This is a genomic window from Nocardiopsis alborubida (genome assembly GCF_012396365.1).
GTDB lineage: Bacteria > Actinomycetota > Actinomycetes > Streptosporangiales > Streptosporangiaceae > Nocardiopsis > Nocardiopsis alborubida.
This window is the reverse complement of sequence record NZ_JAAXPG010000010.1, coordinates 113178-129280: the sequence shown is the minus strand read 5'-3', so window position 1 is coordinate 129280 and position 16103 is coordinate 113178. Positions and strand designations below refer to the sequence as shown.

The 16103-nt window shown below is 72.4% G+C and carries 9 protein-coding genes and 1 riboswitch; of the genes, 6 read left to right on the top strand and 3 right to left on the bottom strand.

Annotated elements, in window-relative coordinates; genetic code table 11:
• From HGB44_RS12680 to HGB44_RS12670, 3 genes are all read right to left on the bottom strand, one after another.
• Positions 1-1389: a maltokinase N-terminal cap-like domain-containing protein gene (locus tag HGB44_RS12680; protein WP_061078159.1), complete on the bottom strand. Its 1389-nt coding sequence runs from the start codon at positions 1387-1389 to the stop codon at positions 1-3.
• A 1-nt stretch (position 1390) separates the two neighbouring features.
• On the bottom strand, positions 1391-3439 hold the full coding sequence (gene treS, locus HGB44_RS12675) for a maltose alpha-D-glucosyltransferase (protein WP_061078158.1): 2049 nt from the start codon (positions 3437-3439) through the stop codon (positions 1391-1393).
• Positions 3440-3549: 110 nt separating this feature from the next.
• A complete protein-coding gene (locus tag HGB44_RS12670) occupies positions 3550-5520 on the bottom strand; it encodes an alpha-1,4-glucan--maltose-1-phosphate maltosyltransferase (protein ID WP_061078157.1) in 1971 nt (656 codons plus the stop codon).
• A gap of 740 nt (positions 5521-6260) precedes the next feature.
• On the opposite strand from HGB44_RS12670, the gene HGB44_RS12665 reads away from it, so the two are divergent.
• The 6 genes from HGB44_RS12665 (at position 6261) to HGB44_RS12640 (ending at position 15847) form a co-directional block, all read left to right on the top strand.
• Positions 6261-8966, top strand: coding sequence for a transglycosylase domain-containing protein (locus HGB44_RS12665; RefSeq protein ID WP_061078156.1), 2706 nt, complete (start codon positions 6261-6263; stop codon positions 8964-8966).
• Between the two features lie 62 nt (positions 8967-9028).
• Positions 9029-9136: riboswitch (TPP riboswitch) on the top strand.
• Positions 9137-9244: 108 nt separating this feature from the next.
• A complete protein-coding gene (locus HGB44_RS12660) occupies positions 9245-9865 on the top strand; it encodes an ECF transporter S component (protein ID WP_061078155.1) in 621 nt (206 codons plus the stop codon).
• Between the two features lie 2 nt (positions 9866-9867).
• Complete coding sequence (locus tag HGB44_RS12655; RefSeq protein WP_061078154.1) at positions 9868-11499, top strand: ABC transporter ATP-binding protein; 1632 nt, start codon at positions 9868-9870, stop codon at positions 11497-11499.
• Positions 11500-11644: 145 nt separating this feature from the next.
• On the top strand, positions 11645-12388 hold the full coding sequence (locus HGB44_RS12650; protein WP_061078179.1) for an energy-coupling factor transporter transmembrane component T family protein: 744 nt from the start codon (positions 11645-11647) through the stop codon (positions 12386-12388).
• A gap of 58 nt (positions 12389-12446) precedes the next feature.
• Entirely contained in the window at positions 12447-13235 is a 789-nt protein-coding gene (locus HGB44_RS12645) for an enoyl-CoA hydratase/isomerase family protein (protein ID WP_061078178.1), read from the top strand.
• Between the two features lie 383 nt (positions 13236-13618).
• A complete protein-coding gene (locus HGB44_RS12640; protein ID WP_231972193.1) occupies positions 13619-15847 on the top strand; it encodes a protein kinase domain-containing protein in 2229 nt (742 codons plus the stop codon).
• The last annotated feature ends 256 nt before the right edge of the window (positions 15848-16103 follow it).

The window sequence follows — 16103 nt, the reverse complement described above, 5'->3', positions numbered from 1 at the left end:
TCAGCCGGGCACGGGAGGCGCGGCGGCGGTGGCGATGGACTCCAGCGGGACCCGCAGCCAGTTCGGCCGGTTCCGGGCCTCGTACAGCACCTCGTACACGGCCTTGTCGAACTCGAAGGCCCGCAGGACCACCAGGTGCTTCTCCGGGTCGGCCCCGCCGCCGTCGGCGTAGCCCCGGCAGAACGCCTCCCGGTTGTGCCGGGCCCAGGAGCGGGCCGCCCACTCCAGCCCGGGGTCGCCCGGGTGCCCGATCAGCAGGTGTCCGGCCGCGTAGTCGAAGGAGCGCAGCATCCCCGCCACGTCCCGCAGCGGGCTGGACAGGCGCTGGCGGTCGCGCACCGGCACGGTGGGCTCGCCCTCGAAGTCCAGCAGCACCCACCCGGACCCGGTCCGGATCGCCTGCCCCAGGTGGTAGTCGCCGTGGATGCGCTGTATCGGCAGCGGCTCGTCCACCTCGGAGAAGTCGGCGTAGGCCTCCATCACCCGGGGCGCGTGCTCGGCCAGCTCCGGCACCTCGGCGCTGGCCATCGCCAGGCGTTCCACCATGGCGTCGGCCATCTCGGCCGCGCCCGTCGGGGTGAGCACGTCCGTGGGCAGGGCCCTGGCCAGCGACCGGTGCACCTCGGCGGTGGTGCGGCCCAGACGGGCCGCCTCCCCGGTGAACGCGGACTCGCGCCCGCCCCCCGTCCCCTCCAGCAGGGCGCGCACGTTGGCGGTGGCGAGCACCCACCCGTCCGTGGCCTGAGGGATGAAGGTCTGGAGCATGGCCAGCGTCGTGGGCGTGGAGTGCCCGGCCAGGTCGGCCTCGATCCACCCGCACGGCCGGGCCACGTACGGGGTCCCCGACAGGGCCATGTTCAGCTCCAGGTCCGGGTTGGGCCCGGGCCAGAGTCTGCGGAAGGTCTTGAGGATGTAGTCCTCGCCGAAGACCAGCGACGTGTTGGACTGCTCGCCGGTGAGTATCCGCCCGGCCGACCCGGTGCGGATGCCCTCGCCCGGAAGGCTGCGGAAGCGCACCTTGCCGGAGGGCTCGGCCCCGGTGGGGGCGGCGAACCGCTCCAGGAGCATCCGGGTCAGCTCCTCGTCGTGGGCGGCGTCGTAGACCACCCTGGGTCTGCCGCCCGCCACCTGGCACACGCCGATGGCCACGCGTGCCAGGTCCGGCGGCAGGGAGCGCGGCGGCCGCGAGCCCAGCAGCACCTGGTAGCGGGAGCTGCGGCCCCGCTGCCCGGCCTGGAGGACCAGGACGTTCAGGTCCGGCCCCTCGGGGCCGGACGTCACCAGCGTGTGCCTGCTCTCGACCCGGATCTGGCGGATGGGGATCCCCTTGCCGGAGAACCAGCGCTGTCTCGGTAGCCAGACGGCCAGGAGTTCTTCGAGTTGGGACATGTCAGAGCGGCCCGTTTCCCTTCTCGCCCCCACCCCGGTCCGTGCGCTCCGCGGCCGGACCGGGAGGGCCCGCTGCGCGCACCGCGCTCCCCTGGGAGGGGGCGGAGGCGCCGTCGCCGAACGCGGGGGAGACCCCGGCCGGGATGCTGGACGTCGTGCTCACTGGGTGGTTCGGCGCGTGCGGTCGGGTCGCGGCCGCCGACACCGGGGAGGTCTCGAAGGTGGCGTGCACCCGGGCCCCGGCCTCGGGCAGTCCGTAGGACGGCATGCCGTCCCGGCTCCCGCGCGCGGACCCCTGCTCGGCAGTCGCGGGCAGCTGGAACCAGTAGAAGCCGTGCCCGGGCAGGGTGAGCAGGTAGGGCAGCTCCCCGATCTCGGGGAAGCGCACACCGCCCACGCACTCCACCGGGGCGACACCGGCGTAGCGCCCCAGGTCCAGTTCCACGGGCTGCGGGTACCGCGACAGGTTGTTGACGCAGAGCATGCGGTCGTCGCCGTGCTCGCGGATGAAGGCCAACACGCTCGGGTTGGTGGCGTTGAGCTCGGTGAAGGCTCCGGTGCCGAACACGGGGTGGCGCTTGCGGATCTGGATCATTCGCCGCGTCCAGTGCAGCAGTGAGCCGGGGTTGTCGCGCTGGGACTCCACGTTGAGCGCCTGGTAGCCGTAGACCGGGTCCATGATCAGCGGCAGGTACAGGCGGGCCGGGTCGCCCTTGGAGAACCCGGCGTTGCGGTCCGAGCTCCACTGCATGGGCGTGCGCACGGCGTCGCGGTCGCCCAGCCAGATGTTGTCGCCCATGCCGATCTCGTCGCCGTAGTACAGGACGGGCGAGCCCGGCAGGGACAGCAGCAGGGCCGTGAACAGCTCGATCTGGTTGCGGTCGTTGTCCAGCAGGGGCGCGAGCCGCCTGCGGATCCCCACGTTGGCGCGCATGCGGGGTTCCTTGGCGTACTCGGAGTACATGTAGTCGCGCTCCTCGTCGGTGACCATCTCCAGGGTCAGCTCGTCGTGGTTGCGCAGGAAGATCGCCCACTGGCAGTTGCGGGGGATCGGCGGTGTCTGGGCGAGGATCTCCGAGATCGGGAAGCGCTGCTCCTGCCGGACCGCCATGAACATGCGCGGCATCAGCGGGAAGTGGAAGTTCATGTGGCACTCGTCGCCGCCGGACTCGAAGTCGCCGAAGTAGTCGACGACGTCGGACGGCCACTGGTTGGCCTCGCTCAGCAGCACGCGGTCGGGGTAGAGCCGGTCCACCTCGGCGCGCACGCGCTTGAGGAACTCGTGCGTCTCCTTGAGGTTCTCGCAGTTGGTGCCCTCGCGCTCGTACAGGTAGGGCACGGCGTCCAGGCGGAACCCGTCGATGCCCAGGTCCAGCCAGTAGCGCAGGACCTCCAGGATCGCCTCCTGGACGGCCGGGTTCTCGAAGTTGAGGTCGGGCTGGTGGGAGAAGAACCGGTGCCAGTAGTACTGGCCGCGGACCTCGTCGTAGGTCCAGTTGGACGTCTCGGTGTCGACGAAGATGATGCGGGCATCGTCGTAGCGGTCGTCGGTGTCCGACCACACGTAGAAGTCCCCGTAGGGCCCGTCCGGGTCCTCGCGGGAGGCCTTGAACCACGGGTGCTGGTCGCTGGTGTGGTTCATGACGAGGTCGGTGATGACCCGGATGCCGCGCCGGTGCGCCTCGTCCAGGAGCTCCACGAAGTCGGCGGTGCGGCCGAACTCCGGGAGGATCTTGAAGTAGTCCGAGATGTCGTAGCCGCCGTCGCGCAGGGGCGACTCGTACATCGGCAGCAGCCACACGCAGTCGATGCCCAGCCACTGGAGGTAGTCCAGCTTCTGCACCAGCCCGGCGAGGTCGCCGGTGCCGTCGCCGTTGGAGTCGAAGAAGCCCCGGGCGAGCACCTCGTAGAAGACGGCGTGTTTGTACCAGTGGGGATCACTGGTGCCGCCGGAGGACATCAGCGGGCCGGTGGCGGCCCCGGTGGCCGGGGCGAGCGGACCGTGTTCGGCGTGACCGTGTCCGCCGGGGCCGGGCTCGTCTTTGCTCATCTACTGCTCCCCACCAAGAATGTTCGACGTCGGTTCAACAGGCGTTCCGGACACGGAGGGGCGCCGGCGGAGGCGTTCCGCCGGGGCCCCGTGCACCGGTTCCGGGGCCGCTATCTGCCGCTGACGGTGAACACGTGCGCGGGACCGGCCGCGGGGTCGAGCCGGACGTAGTTGTCCGCGCCCCAGGTGTAGGAACGGCCGGTCAGCTCGTCGGTCACCCTGAGCTCCTCCTCCCTTGTGAGGCCGATGGACGGCAGATCCAGGTGCACCGTCGCCTCGCGTGCGTGGTGCGGGTCGAGATTGACGACGGCGATCACGGTGTCGTCGGGGTCCTTGGGTCCGGTACCGGGCCGGTGCTTGGAGAAGCAGACGATCTCGGGCCGGTCCACGTGGTGGAAGCGCAGGTTGCGCAGCTCCCGCAGGGCCGGGTGCTCCCGGCGCAGCCGGTTGAGCAGCGTGAGCAGCCCGGTGAGGGTCTCGCCGGAGGCCTCGGCCGCGGCCCAGTCGCGGGGGCGGTACTGGTACTTCTCCGAGTCGAGGTACTCCTCGCTGCCCGGCCCGGCGGGGGTGTTCTCGCACAGCTCGAAGCCGGAGTAGACGCCCCAGGTGGGGGATAGCAGGGCCGCCAGCACCGCGCGGACGGCGAACGCGGGCCGACCGCCGTGCTGGAGGTAGGCGTGCAGGATGTCCGGGGTGTTGGCGAAGAGGTTGGGGCGCAGGTAGTGGGCGCTCTCCCGGCTCAGCTCGGTGAGGTAGTCGGTCAGCTCGTCCTTGCCGTTGCGCCAGGTGAAGTAGGTGTAGGACTGGTGGAAGCCGACCTTGGCCAGGGTGCGCATCATGGCGGGGCGGGTGAAGGCCTCGGCGAGGAACAGCACGTCGGGGTGCCTGCGGGCGACGTCGGCGAGCAGCTTCTGCCAGAACGCGACCGGTTTGGTGTGCGGGTTGTCGACGCGGAAGATCCGCACGCCGTGCCCGATCCAGTGCTCGACCACCCGCAGGATCTCCGCGTACAGGCCCTCGAAGTCGCGGTCGAAGTTGAGCGGGTAGATGTCCTGGTACTTCTTGGGCGGGTTCTCGGCGTGGGCGATGGAGCCGTCGGCCCGGGCGGTGAACCACTCGGGGTGCTCGGTGACCCAGGGGTGGTCGGGGGAGCACTGGAGGGCCAGGTCCAGCGCGATCTCCATGCCGTGCTCGCGGGCCTCGGCGACGAAGGCGTCGAAGTCGGCGAGGGTGCCCAGGTCGGGGTGGACCGCGTCGTGGCCGCCGTCGGCCGACCCGATGGCCCACACCGACCCGGGGTCGCCGGGCCCGGCGGTCAGGGTGTTGTTGGCGCCCTTGCGGTGGGTGGTGCCGATGGGGTGGATCGGCGGGAGGTAGACCACGTCGAAGCCCATGTCGGCGACGGCGGGCAGGCGCTTGGCCGCGGTGGCGAGGGTGCCCGAGCGCTCCTGGCCGGGCACGGTGTCGACCTGGGCGCCCTCCGAACGCGGGAAGAACTCGTACCAGGAGCCGAACAGCGCGCGCTCGCGGTGGACGACGACGCTGGTGCGCTTGGACCGGGTGACCAGCTCACGCAGGGGCGCGCGCTCCATCTCGGCCAGGACCTCGGGGGTGAGCGCCGCCTCGAAGCGCTCCGTCGGGGTCATCGAGGTGTCGCGCAGCGCCTTGGCTGCGGCGTTCAGGAAGGGGCGGCGCGGGACCCGTCGCCCGGCGCGGGCGAGCAGGCGGGCGCCCTCCTCCAGGACGAGGTCGGTGTCCTGGCCCAGCGGGAGCTTGACGCCCGCGACGTGGTGCCAGGTGGCGAAGGGGTCGGTCCACGACTCGACGGCGAACGACCACGTCCCCTCCGCGGGGAGGCTGACGCAGGCCTCGTACCGGTCGGTGCCGGGCGCGTGCTCGCGCATGGGGACGAGTTGTTCTCGGCTTCCCTTGGGGGAGTAGACGACGACGCCCGCGGCGAGGGAGTCGTGGCCTTCGCGGATCACCGTCGCTCCCACGGTGAAGCGTTCGCCCGGAACGGCTTTCACCGGTCCGAGGTCGTTCTCTGGAGAGATATCGAGGATGGGCAGGCGTCCGATCACTGGCTACACCGTAATTGTCGTGGTTCGGCGTTGCGGAACCGTGCTGTTTTTCGGCAGGCGGAAATAACCGGGAGTTAATCCAGGGCAAGGCGGAGTTCATGAAGTGTCCGGAACAGAAACTGTCCGGATTAAGACTTCGGTGCCCTCCGCTGTCTATCGTCTGCCCTCTTGTGGTGTTTGGCGGAGTGCCAGGGCCGAATAATTTATGTGATCCTCGTCACACTGGCTGTGTGTGCTAAGAGCTGGTATTTGCCGGGTTTCTGCTGAGTAAACCTCTCAAAGCGGTCATAAGGCCACACCAGATGCAGGTGTCTCTGTGGTTGTTTTCCGATGTATTCTGCGGAAATGACGGAAAACTGATCGGTCATGTTGGGCGGTGTGCCGCGCTGGGTAGGGATGATCGAATGCACTCGCGAGTTGTCTGGCCGTATTCCGGACATCCGCGTGTGACCGAATAGTCTTCTAAGGATCTTTTGTTCCGGATTCGGGCGCTCGCGATCGGCGCTGTCTTCTCCGCGGTCCCGTCCTACCCATCCCGTGCCGGGTGTGTGACGTGCCTGTTTCGTGGTGATTGACGAATTATGTTCGTTCTGCGGTGCTTTGCTTGGCATTGGGGAAGTTTTTCGGCGACGCACCCGTTCACCCGGTCTGCCCTTTGCGTCCGCCCTGAGACCGTGGTCGATGGAGTTGCCCGCCCGCGCGTCCCGCGGGCGGGGCGGCACACGGACGTAGGGGGCGACGTGACGGAGTCCAACCAGCGTCCGCCGCGCGGGCGGCGGCACGAGGCCTCGCGCCGGGGCTGGCGCGGCGCCCTGTCGCGTGCGGGGGCCGCGCTACCGGCCGCCGCGGGCCCGGGAGCCCGGAGGCGGGCCGAGGCCCTGCGCAGGAAGCTGTCGGAGCCGACCCCTGCGGGAGACCGCAGGGAGACGATCCAGCGCCTGGCGGGTACCAGCGCGGTCGCCGGGCTGCTCACGGCGGCGCTGGTCATGCCCTGGGCGGGCGCTCTCGGACTGGTGGCCAAGGACTCCGCCGCTGCCTTCATGGCCCTGCCCAGCGACCTGGCCGTGCCGCGCCCGTCCGAGCGCGTGCTGCTGACCGGCGTCGACGGCGAGCCGATCGCCGAGGTCGCCGAGCGCGAGCGCGACGTGGTGCCGCTGGACGAGATCAGCCCCTGGGTGCCCGCCGCCCTCATGGCGATCGAGGACGACCGCTTCTACGAGCACGCCGGGCTGGACCTGCGCGGCACGCTGCGCGCCGCGGTCCGCACCGCCCTGGGCAACACCCAGGGCGGGTCCACCATCACCCAGCAGTACGTGAAGAACCTCCTCATGGAACAGGCCGACACCGAGGAGGAGCTGGCGAGCGCCAACGCGCGCACCCTGACCCGCAAGGTGCTGGAGCTGCGCTACGCCATCGAGCTGGAGGAGAAGCTCACCAAGGACGAGATCATGGAGGGCTACCTCAACCTCGCCTACTTCGGCCAGAACGCGTACGGCATCGAGGTCGCCGCAGAGCGCTACTTCTCCGTCCCGGCCTCCGAGCTCAACCCCGCGCAGGCCGCCACGATCGTGGCGCTGGTGCGCGCGCCCTCGTACTACGACCCGCTCACCAACCCCGAGGCCGCCACCGAGCGCCGCAACCTGGTGCTGGACCGGATGGTCGCCACCGGATACCTGGAGAGCGCGGAGGCGGAGGAGTACAAGGGGCGGGGCCTGGAGGTGGACGAGACCGCGCGCGGGGGCAGCTGCTTCAGCAGCGAGCAGCCGTTCTTCTGCGACTACGTCATGCGGTGGCTGAGCGGATCCGACGTGCTCGCCGACACCCAGGAGGAGCGCGACCGGATGCTGGAGCGGGGCGGCATGACCGTGCGCACCACCCTGGACCTGGACATGCAGGAGTCCGCCGAGCAGGCGATCGAGCGCTACGTCCCCGCGGACGACTCCAACAAGTTCGCCGCCGAGGTCCTCGTGGAGCCCGGTACCGGCCGGGTCCGGGCGATGGCCCAGAACATGCGCTACGGCTTCGGCGACGAGCCGGGCACCACCTCGATCAACCTGTCCGTGGACCACGACGACGGCGGGTCGCTGGGCTACCAGGCGGGGTCGACGTTCAAGCCGTTCACCCTGGCCGCCGCCCTGGACTCCGGGCTCAAGTACGACACCAGCTTCTCCTCGCCCAAGTCCACGACGGTGAGCGGCCTGGAGAACTGCGAGGGCGGGAGGATGGCGCCCTGGCCCGTGGGCAACGCCGGGGAGAGCGACGGGGGCAGGCACAACATGATCAGCGGGACGAAGGGTTCGGTGAACACCTACTTCGCCCAGCTCCAGGAGCGCGTCGGCCTGTGCGAGACGGCGGAGATGGCCCGGAGCCTGGGCGTCCACCGCGCGGACGGCGAGGACCTGGAGGTGTGGAGCTCCTTCACCCTGGGCGACCAGGAGGTCTCCCCGCTGACCATGGCCAGCGCCTACGCCGTCTTCGCCTCCCGGGGCACCTACTGCGAACCGGTCCCCGTGACCTCGATCCTCGTCGAGGGCGAGGACGGCGAGGAGATCGAGGTGGGCACCGAGTGCGAGGAGGGCGTGCTGGACACCGAGGTCGCCGACGGCGTCAACCACCTGCTCCAGCAGACCTTCGAGGGCGGCACCGCCAACGGCCTGGAGATCGGGCGCCCGGTGGCGGGCAAGACCGGCACCACCGACAGCGCGGCCTACGCGTGGTTCGCGGGCTACACCCCGAACCTGGCCGGGACCGTGGTGGTCGGCGACATCCGGGGCGGGGAACAGCACACGCTCCAGGGCGTGACCATCGGCGACCGCTACTACGGCATCGTCTACGGAGCCACGCTGCCCGGCCCGATCTGGCAGGCCACCATGCGCGAGGCCGTGGCGGACCTCCCGGAGGAGGAGTTCGCCCCCTCGCCGAAGGTCTACGGCAAGGCCTCGGACAAGCCGTCGGGAGGCGGTGGCGACGATGACACCGGTGGCGGTGGCGGTGATGGTGACACTGGCGGCGGTGGCACCGGTGACGGCGGCGTCGCGGCCGGTGGCGGTGGTGGAGCGACTGGCGGTGATGGCGGTGCAGGGGGTGATGGCGGCGCGGCCGGTGGCGGCACCGGCGACGGTGGTGAAGGCGCTACCGGCGGCGGTGGGGGCTCGACCGGCGGCACCGGCGGTGGCGACAGCGGTGAGGGTTCGACCGGTGGTGGCGGTGGCGGCGGCGCCGGAGGCGGTGAGGGTTCGACCGGAGGCGGCACCGGCGGTGGTGGCGGTGGCGGCGGTGGTGAAGGCGGCGGCACCGGTGGCGGTGGAGGCGGCGGAGGTACCGGCGGTGACGGGGGCGGAGGTACCGGCGGTGACGAGTCCCCGGGCGGGGACAGCGGTGCGCCCTGGAACGGCACACCCCCGCAACCGCAGGTGCCCGAGGGCGGTGCCAGCCCCGGGGGCTGAGACCCCGACGTGCGCTGACGCGACCCGGGAACACCCCGGCGTTCCCCCTTGTTCATAATGGACGAAACCGACAGGGGAGCGCGCGAGCGCTGAGAGTGCGGCACCAGGCCGCAGACCCTTACACACCTGATCTGGGTCATGCCAGCGAAGGAAGTCGTAGGAACCGTCACCGGTGACGTGTCTCCCGCGCACCGGGGACGTCCCGGCGCACGCGGAACGCGTCCCGGAGCCGCTCTCGGCCGCCCGGCCCCTCGCATCCCCCGGCGAAGGGACACCGCATGAAGAGGAACACCACCACCCCCCAGGGCACCGGCTTCCGGCGCGACGTCCTCGGCCGGCTGGGGAGCTGGCGCACCGTCGACATCGTCGTGGCCGCCGTCATCGGCGTCGCGGTCGGCGTCATCTTCTGGCTGTGGTACCCCTTCTGGGAGGCCACGACCCCGCTGTTCGTGGCCTTCCCGCCCGCGCAGGCCGTCCTCTACGGCGTGTGGCTGCTCCCCGGCGTCCTCGGTGGACTGGTCATCCGAAGGCCCGGCGCGGCCCTGCTCACCTCCATCGCCGCGGCCTCGGTCTCGGCCCTCCTGGGCACCGGGTGGGGGATCCTCGTGGTCCTCGACGGAGCCCTCCAGGGCATCCTGCCCGAGCTGGTCTTCCTCGCCTTCGGCTACCGCCGCTGGGGCATGGGAGTGGCCGTGCTCGCGGCGGCGGTCGCGGGGATCTCCCCCGCCGTCCGCGACAACATCACCTACTACGCGACCTGGCCGCTGTCCCATCAGGTCACCTTCGGCGTCATCGTGGTGGTCAGCGCCGCCCTCATCGCGGGCGTGGGCGGCCGTCTGCTCACCACCGCCCTGGCCCGCTCCGGGGCGCTGGCCCCCTTCCCGTCCGCGAGGGGCTGACCGTGGCCTTCGCTAACGGGCGACGGACGGCTGCCGGGGGCCCCGGCGCGCGCGTGGAGCTCTCCGGCTGGGGCTGGCGGCACTCGGGCCGCGAGTCCCACGCGCTGCGCGGCGTGGACCTGGTGATCGAGCCGGGCGAGCGCGTGCTGCTGCTGGGCGCCTCCGGCGCGGGCAAGTCCACCCTGCTGCACTCCCTGGCCGGTCTGACCGGGGAGGACGGCGCCATCAGCGGCGACCGCGAGGGCACTCTGCTCCTGGACGGCGAGCCCGCCGACCGGAGCCGGGGCGCGGTCGGCCTGGTCAGCCAGGACCCCGAGACACAGCTGGTGATGGCGCGCGCGGGCGACGACGTCGCCTTCGGCCCGGAGAACCTGGGCGTGGCCCCCGAGCTCATCTGGCCCCGGGTCCACGAGGCGCTGGAGGCCGTCGGCTTCCCGTACGGACCGCGCCACCCCACCGGCGCGCTGTCGGGCGGCGAGAAGCAGCGCCTGGTGATCGCCGGGGCCCTGGCGATGCGCCCCCGCCTGCTGCTGCTGGACGAGCCCACCGCCAACCTCGACCCGGCCGGGGCCGCGCTGGTGCGCGGCGTGCTGGCCCGTCTGCTCGCCGAGACCGAGGCGACCCTGGTACTGGTCGAGCACCGGGTGGCCGACGTCGTGGACCTGGTGGACCGGGTCGTGGTCGTGGCGCCCGGCGGAGGTGTCGTCGCCGACGGGCCCCAGGGGGCCGTGTTCGCCGAGCACGGGCGCTCGCTGGCCGCACAGGGCGTGTGGGTGCCCGGGCACGAGCCCGCGCCCGTCCTGGCGCCCGCGCCGGGCGGGGAGGCCCTGCTGGAGGCCGTGGGCGTCGCGGCGCGCACCCCGCTCCAGCTCGGCGTGCGCGCCGCGCCCCGGCGCACGGTGCTCGAGGGGGTGGACGCCGCCGTCCGCGCCGGGACCGCGACCGCCCTGACCGGCCCCAACGGCGCGGGCAAGTCCACGCTGCTGACCATGCTCGCCGGACTGTCCAAGCCCCACCGGGGGGCGGTGCTGCCGCGCGGGCCGCTGGCCGGGGCCGACCCGCGCCCGCTGGTGCGCTGGCCCGCCCGCAGGCTGGCCCGGCACGTGGGCACGGTCTTCCAGCACGCCGAGGACCAGTTCGTCACCGCCACGGTCCGCGACGAGCTGCGCTTCGCCCCGCTGCGCGCCGGAACGGGCGAGGCCGAGACGGAGGCCTGGGTGGGCGAGCTGATGGAGCGGCTGCGCCTGTCCGCGCTGGCCGACGTGCACCCCTACACGCTCTCGGGCGGGGAGAAGCGGCGGCTGTCGGTGGCCACGGCGCTCAGCTCCGGCCCCGCGCACGCGCCCGACGCGCTCGTCCTCGACGAGCCCACCTTCGGCCAGGACACCCGTACCTGGACCGAACTCGTGGAACTGCTCGCCACCCTGCGGTCAGCGGGCCGCGCGGTGGTCATGGCCACCCACGACGACCTGCTGCTGCGCCACCTGGCCGACGCGCGGGTGCGCGTGGCCGGGGGCCGCGCCGTGTACGGGGCCGCCGCACCGGACGCGGGCGCCGGGGCGGATCCGCCCGATCCGTTCGACCCGCCCGGGACCGCGGGGCATGCGGCGGCGGGAGGGGGGAGCCGTGGCTGACCGGAGGTTCCCGGACACACCCGTGGACGGCGGCTCCGCCGTCGCCTCCACCCCACCGGAACCGGACACGGGCGGCGCGGGGGACACGACGCGCACGGCCCGGGCCGGGGACGGGACCCGCGCGCCGGGCGGGGACGCGCTCACCCTGGAGGCGCCCGCGGACGGCGGGGCGCGCTTCTGGCTGGTCGGGCTCAACCCGGCGGCCAAACTGCTCGCCGCCCTGCTGCTGGGCGTCGGCCTGATCCCGGCCGTGGACGCCGTCACCGGCGGCGTGGTGCTGGCGGGCGTCCTGCTGCTCCTGCCGTTCAGCGGGATCGACCGGCGCACCCTGTTCGTCCTGGGCGGGCCCTTCCTGCTCATGGGGCTCTCCAGCGGACTGGTCAACTACCTGTACGGGGAGCACGGCGCGGAGGGCGCGCTGGGCGCCGCGGTGCGCCTGCTGGCCATCGCCCTGCCCGGTCTGCTCGCGGCCGTGAGCAGCGACCCCACGGAGACCGCCGACGGCCTGGTGCAGCGGCTGCGGGTGCCCGAACGTCCCGCCATGGGTGTGCTGGCGGCGCTGCGGCTCGTCCCGCTGCTCGCCGACCAGTGGCGCACGATCACACTGGCGCGGAGGGCGCGCGGGCTGGAGGCCGGACGCAACCCCGTCCGGGCGGTCGCGCTGTTCTTCGGCCGCCTGTTCGCCCTGCTGGTGCGCTCCATCCGCACCGGGACGCTGCTGGCCGCCGCGATGGACGCGCGCGCCTTCGGGACCGGGCCGCGCACCCGCGCCCGGGAGAGCCGCTGGCGGACCGCGGACACGCTGCTGATGGCGGGGGCCGCCCTGCTCCTGGCGGCGGCCTACGCCCTGTCCTCGCGGCTGGGCACCCTGGTGCTGCTGTTCTCCTGAACCGGGTGGTAAGCAGTTCGAAGACAGTGACGACCAAGTGAGTGAGGGGCAGCAGACCGTGGGCGAGTTCGTGCGAGTGGAGACCGATCCGGACCACCCGGCCGTGGCCGTGATCCGGCTGGACAGGCCGAAGGTGAACGCGCTCAACGCCGCGCTCACCGCGGAGATCGCCGAGGCCGCGACCCGGGTCTCCAAGGACCCGGCCGTGCGTGCCGTGGTCGTCTACGGCGGCGAGCGGGTGTTCGTCGCGGGCGCCGACATCAAGGAGATGGCCGACCGCACCGCCGCCCAGATGCTGGGCTACGCGCGCGACCTCCAGGGCGCCCTGAACCTGGTGGCCCGCATCCCCAAGCCGGTCGTGGCGGCGGTCACCGGGTACGCGCTCGGCGGCGGCCTGGAGCTGGCCCTGGCGGCGGACTTCCGCGTCGCGGGGGCCGGGGCCAGGCTGGGCGTGCCCGAGATCCAGCTCGGAGTCATCCCCGGCGCGGGCGGGACCCAGCGCCTGCCCCGCCTGATCGGCGCACCCCGGGCCAAGGAGCTGATCTTCAGCGGCCGCCACGTGAAGGCGGACGAGGCCCGGGAGATCGGCCTGGTGGACCAGGTCGTCCCGGACGAGGAGGTCTACCGGGCCGCCGTGGCGCTGGTCGCGCGGTACGCCGAGGGCCCGGCCGTCGCGCTGGCCGCGGCCAAGGAGGCGGTGGACCGCGGTCTGGAGACGGACCTGGACACCGGTCTGGAGATCGAGCGCCTGCACTTCGCGGGGCTCTTCGCGACCGAGGACCAGAAGGACGGTATGCGCAGCTTCGTCGAGCAGGGACCCGGCAAGGCCGTTTTCCAGGGGCGCTGAAGGGCGCTGGCCGGAGCTGACCCGGCTCCGAAACAGCAGGTCGGGGCGGCGGCACACGGTACTGTGCCGTCCGCCCCGTCGCCGTTCCGGCGGATTCGAGAACTTTTCGCCCCGCTCGTTGGATCGAACGGTGTCACGGGGGGTTCGGCCGAACGTCCGCATCCGGCCAGTCGGGACGGGAGGGAGGGAACCGCCCACGCCAGTTTTCCGTCATACTCGTGAGGGTCGCCCCCGGACGGACGCGCCGCCTGAACCCCGGACGCCCGGCGGTGCGGAAGCGACCACACGGGCCCGAGACGGGACGAACAAGCCAATGGTGACCCATCCCCCGGCCGATAAGCTGGACGCGGTGGTATGTGGTCTTTTGAGGGGATGAGTTCTCGATGGCAATGTCGGCAGGTTTCCCCATGGGTGAGGAGCTGCCGGAGCGCATCGGCCACTACGTCATCCGCCGCCGCATCGGGCAGGGCGGCATGGGCGTGGTGTACCAGGCCGAGGACCCCCGGACCGAGCAGTTCGTCGCGGTGAAGGTCCTCAAGCCGGAGGTCGCGGGCGACCACATCGCCCGGGCCCGCCTGGCCCGCGAGGTCGAGACCATGCGCCGCGTGCAGAGCCCCAACGTGGCCGAGGTCATCGAAGCCGACACCCAGGCCGAGCTGCCGTGGGTGGTCACCGAGCACATCCCCGGCCCGACCCTGGACGCCACGGTCACCAACCACGGCCCGCTGCGCGGCCGCGCTCTCACCCGCTTCGTCACCGGCATGGCCCGCGCGATCCGGGACATCCACGCGGTGGACGTGATCCACCGCGACCTCAAGCCCGGCAACGTGATCATCTCCAACGGCGAGCCGATCGTCATCGACTTCGGCATCGCGCACGCGGTGGACGGCGCCAAGCTGACCCAGACCGGCACGTTCGTCGGCACGCCCAGCTACCTGTCCCCGGAGGTCATCGAGGGCACCGACCTGGGCCCGGCCACCGACATCCACGCCTGGGGCGGCACCGTCGCCTTCGCCTCCACCGGTCGCCCGCCCTACGGCGCGGGCACCTTCGAGGTCATCTTCTTCCGCATCCTCAACGGCGAGATCGACATGGACGGGATGCACGAGGCGCTGCGGCCGCTGGTCAACCGCGCCGTCTCCCGCGACATGCGCAGCCGTCCCACGGCGGAGGAACTGCTGGAGGAGGCCAGCCGCCTCAACCTCGACCTGCCCTGGACCGAGGACACGGGAGGCCGTCCCAGCGGGCTCACCGGCAGTCACACCGTGTACCACCCGACCACGGCCGGGGGCACGCGGGACGAACCCGACAGCGGCGGCCCGGGCGGCGCCGCGGCGGCGGGCGCGGCCGGTGCCGTGCTCGGCGGAGCGGCGGGCTACCTGGCCGGTCGCGCGGGCCGGGGCGACGAGGGCTGGGGCCCCTCGCACACCAGCAGCGGCCCCGTCTCCAGCGCCTGGTCCCCGTCCGGGGACCCCGTGCGCCCGGCCTCCGCCGCGCACTCCGGCGGTCTGGCCGACGACCCGGAGTCCACCGACGACCTGTCGGGCGCCCGGCGCGGCTGGGACGACGAGGACGACGGGCTCCCGGGCACCGAGCGCATCGCCCCGCGCGACGCCGACGACCCGGACGACCCGCAGGGGACGATGCGGATCAGCCCGGTCCGCGACGAGCCGGACGACATGCTGGGCACGCGGCGCATCCAGCCCGACGAGTTCTCCCGAGAGGACCCGCAGGGCACCATGATGATGGACCCGGTGGACCGGGACGGGTACGGCCGGCGCCCCGTCGACGAGCGCGAGGGCGAGGGCTACCAGGCGCCGCACACGCAGTTCTTCAACACCCCGCTGCACAAGGGCGACTTCGCCGACATCCTCACCCCGGTGGACGACGGCCGGGGCAGCAACCAGACGCAGGAGTTCGACGGGGACGAGTACGAGGACCGGCGCGGCGGCCTGCTGGGCCGGTTCCGGCGCGGCGGCGGCGACCGGGTGAGCGACTACTTCCCGAACGACTCCGACGAGGAGGGCGAGGAGTACGAGGAGCGGTCGTGGCGGATGCACCCGCTGACGATCCTGCCCATGCTGGTCTCCGTGGCCGGTGTGTCCCTGCTCTTCCCCTGGTTCGGCCTGATCCTGGGCGTCGTGCTCATCGCGGCGCTGGGCGCCCTGGACGTGGTCAAGGCCGAGCACGCCCGCCGCCTCCAGACGCGCGGCCCGCGCAACTCCGACAACATGGTGGTGGCGCTCAGCTTCCCGTGGGCCTTCGGGCGCATGGCGCTGCGCACGCTCGGCTTCGGCCTGATCTACCTGCTGGCGGGCATCCTGGTCGGCATGATCTACGCGCGGATCGCGGACGTGCCGGGGCAGGGCGCCAACTACACCGGCGCCTTCGCGATCTTCGTGATGATCCTGCTCAGCTACGTCATGCCGAGCGGCCGCGAGGCGCGGCACCAGGCGGTGTGGCTGGTGCGCCGGGTCCACTACCGCAACCTGTACGTCTACGTCGGCGTGTGCATCGGCCTCGTGCTGCTGACCATGCTCATCCTGTCGTTCGGTCTGTCCGCGGCTCCGGACTGGGTGCCGCTGGGCGGCCCCTCGGACTGGTTCAGCTGAGGGGAGCAGACCCCCGTCCGGCTCACCGGGCACCGCGAAGGCCCCGGGCTCCGGCCCGGGGCCTTCGGCGTCCCCGGGGCGGGGGAGACTCTGCCCTGTTACCGGTGGTGTGACCGGTTCCGGCGGGATCCGCGGCGACTAGGGTGGGGAGCGGGAGGCGGGCACCCGCGGCCGGTGTCCGGCGCCGGTGGACCGCCCGGGGCGGACCGGCGGCACGGCGGTGGTTAGGGTTGCCTCAGTCACACCGGGGGCCAGG

Bases quoted from the DNA above. Each gene is read 5' to 3' on its own strand.
- HGB44_RS12680 (WP_061078159.1), bottom strand. From the start codon at position 1,389: ATGTCCCAACTCGAAGAACTCCTGGCCGTCTGGCTACCGAGACAGCGC.
- treS (WP_061078158.1), bottom strand. From the start codon at position 3,439: ATGAGCAAAGACGAGCCCGGCCCCGGCGGACACGGTCACGCCGAACAC.
- HGB44_RS12660 (WP_061078155.1), top strand. From the start codon at position 9,245: ATGAAGAGGAACACCACCACCCCCCAGGGCACCGGCTTCCGGCGCGAC.
- HGB44_RS12640 (WP_231972193.1), top strand. From the start codon at position 13,619: ATGGCAATGTCGGCAGGTTTCCCCATGGGTGAGGAGCTGCCGGAGCGC.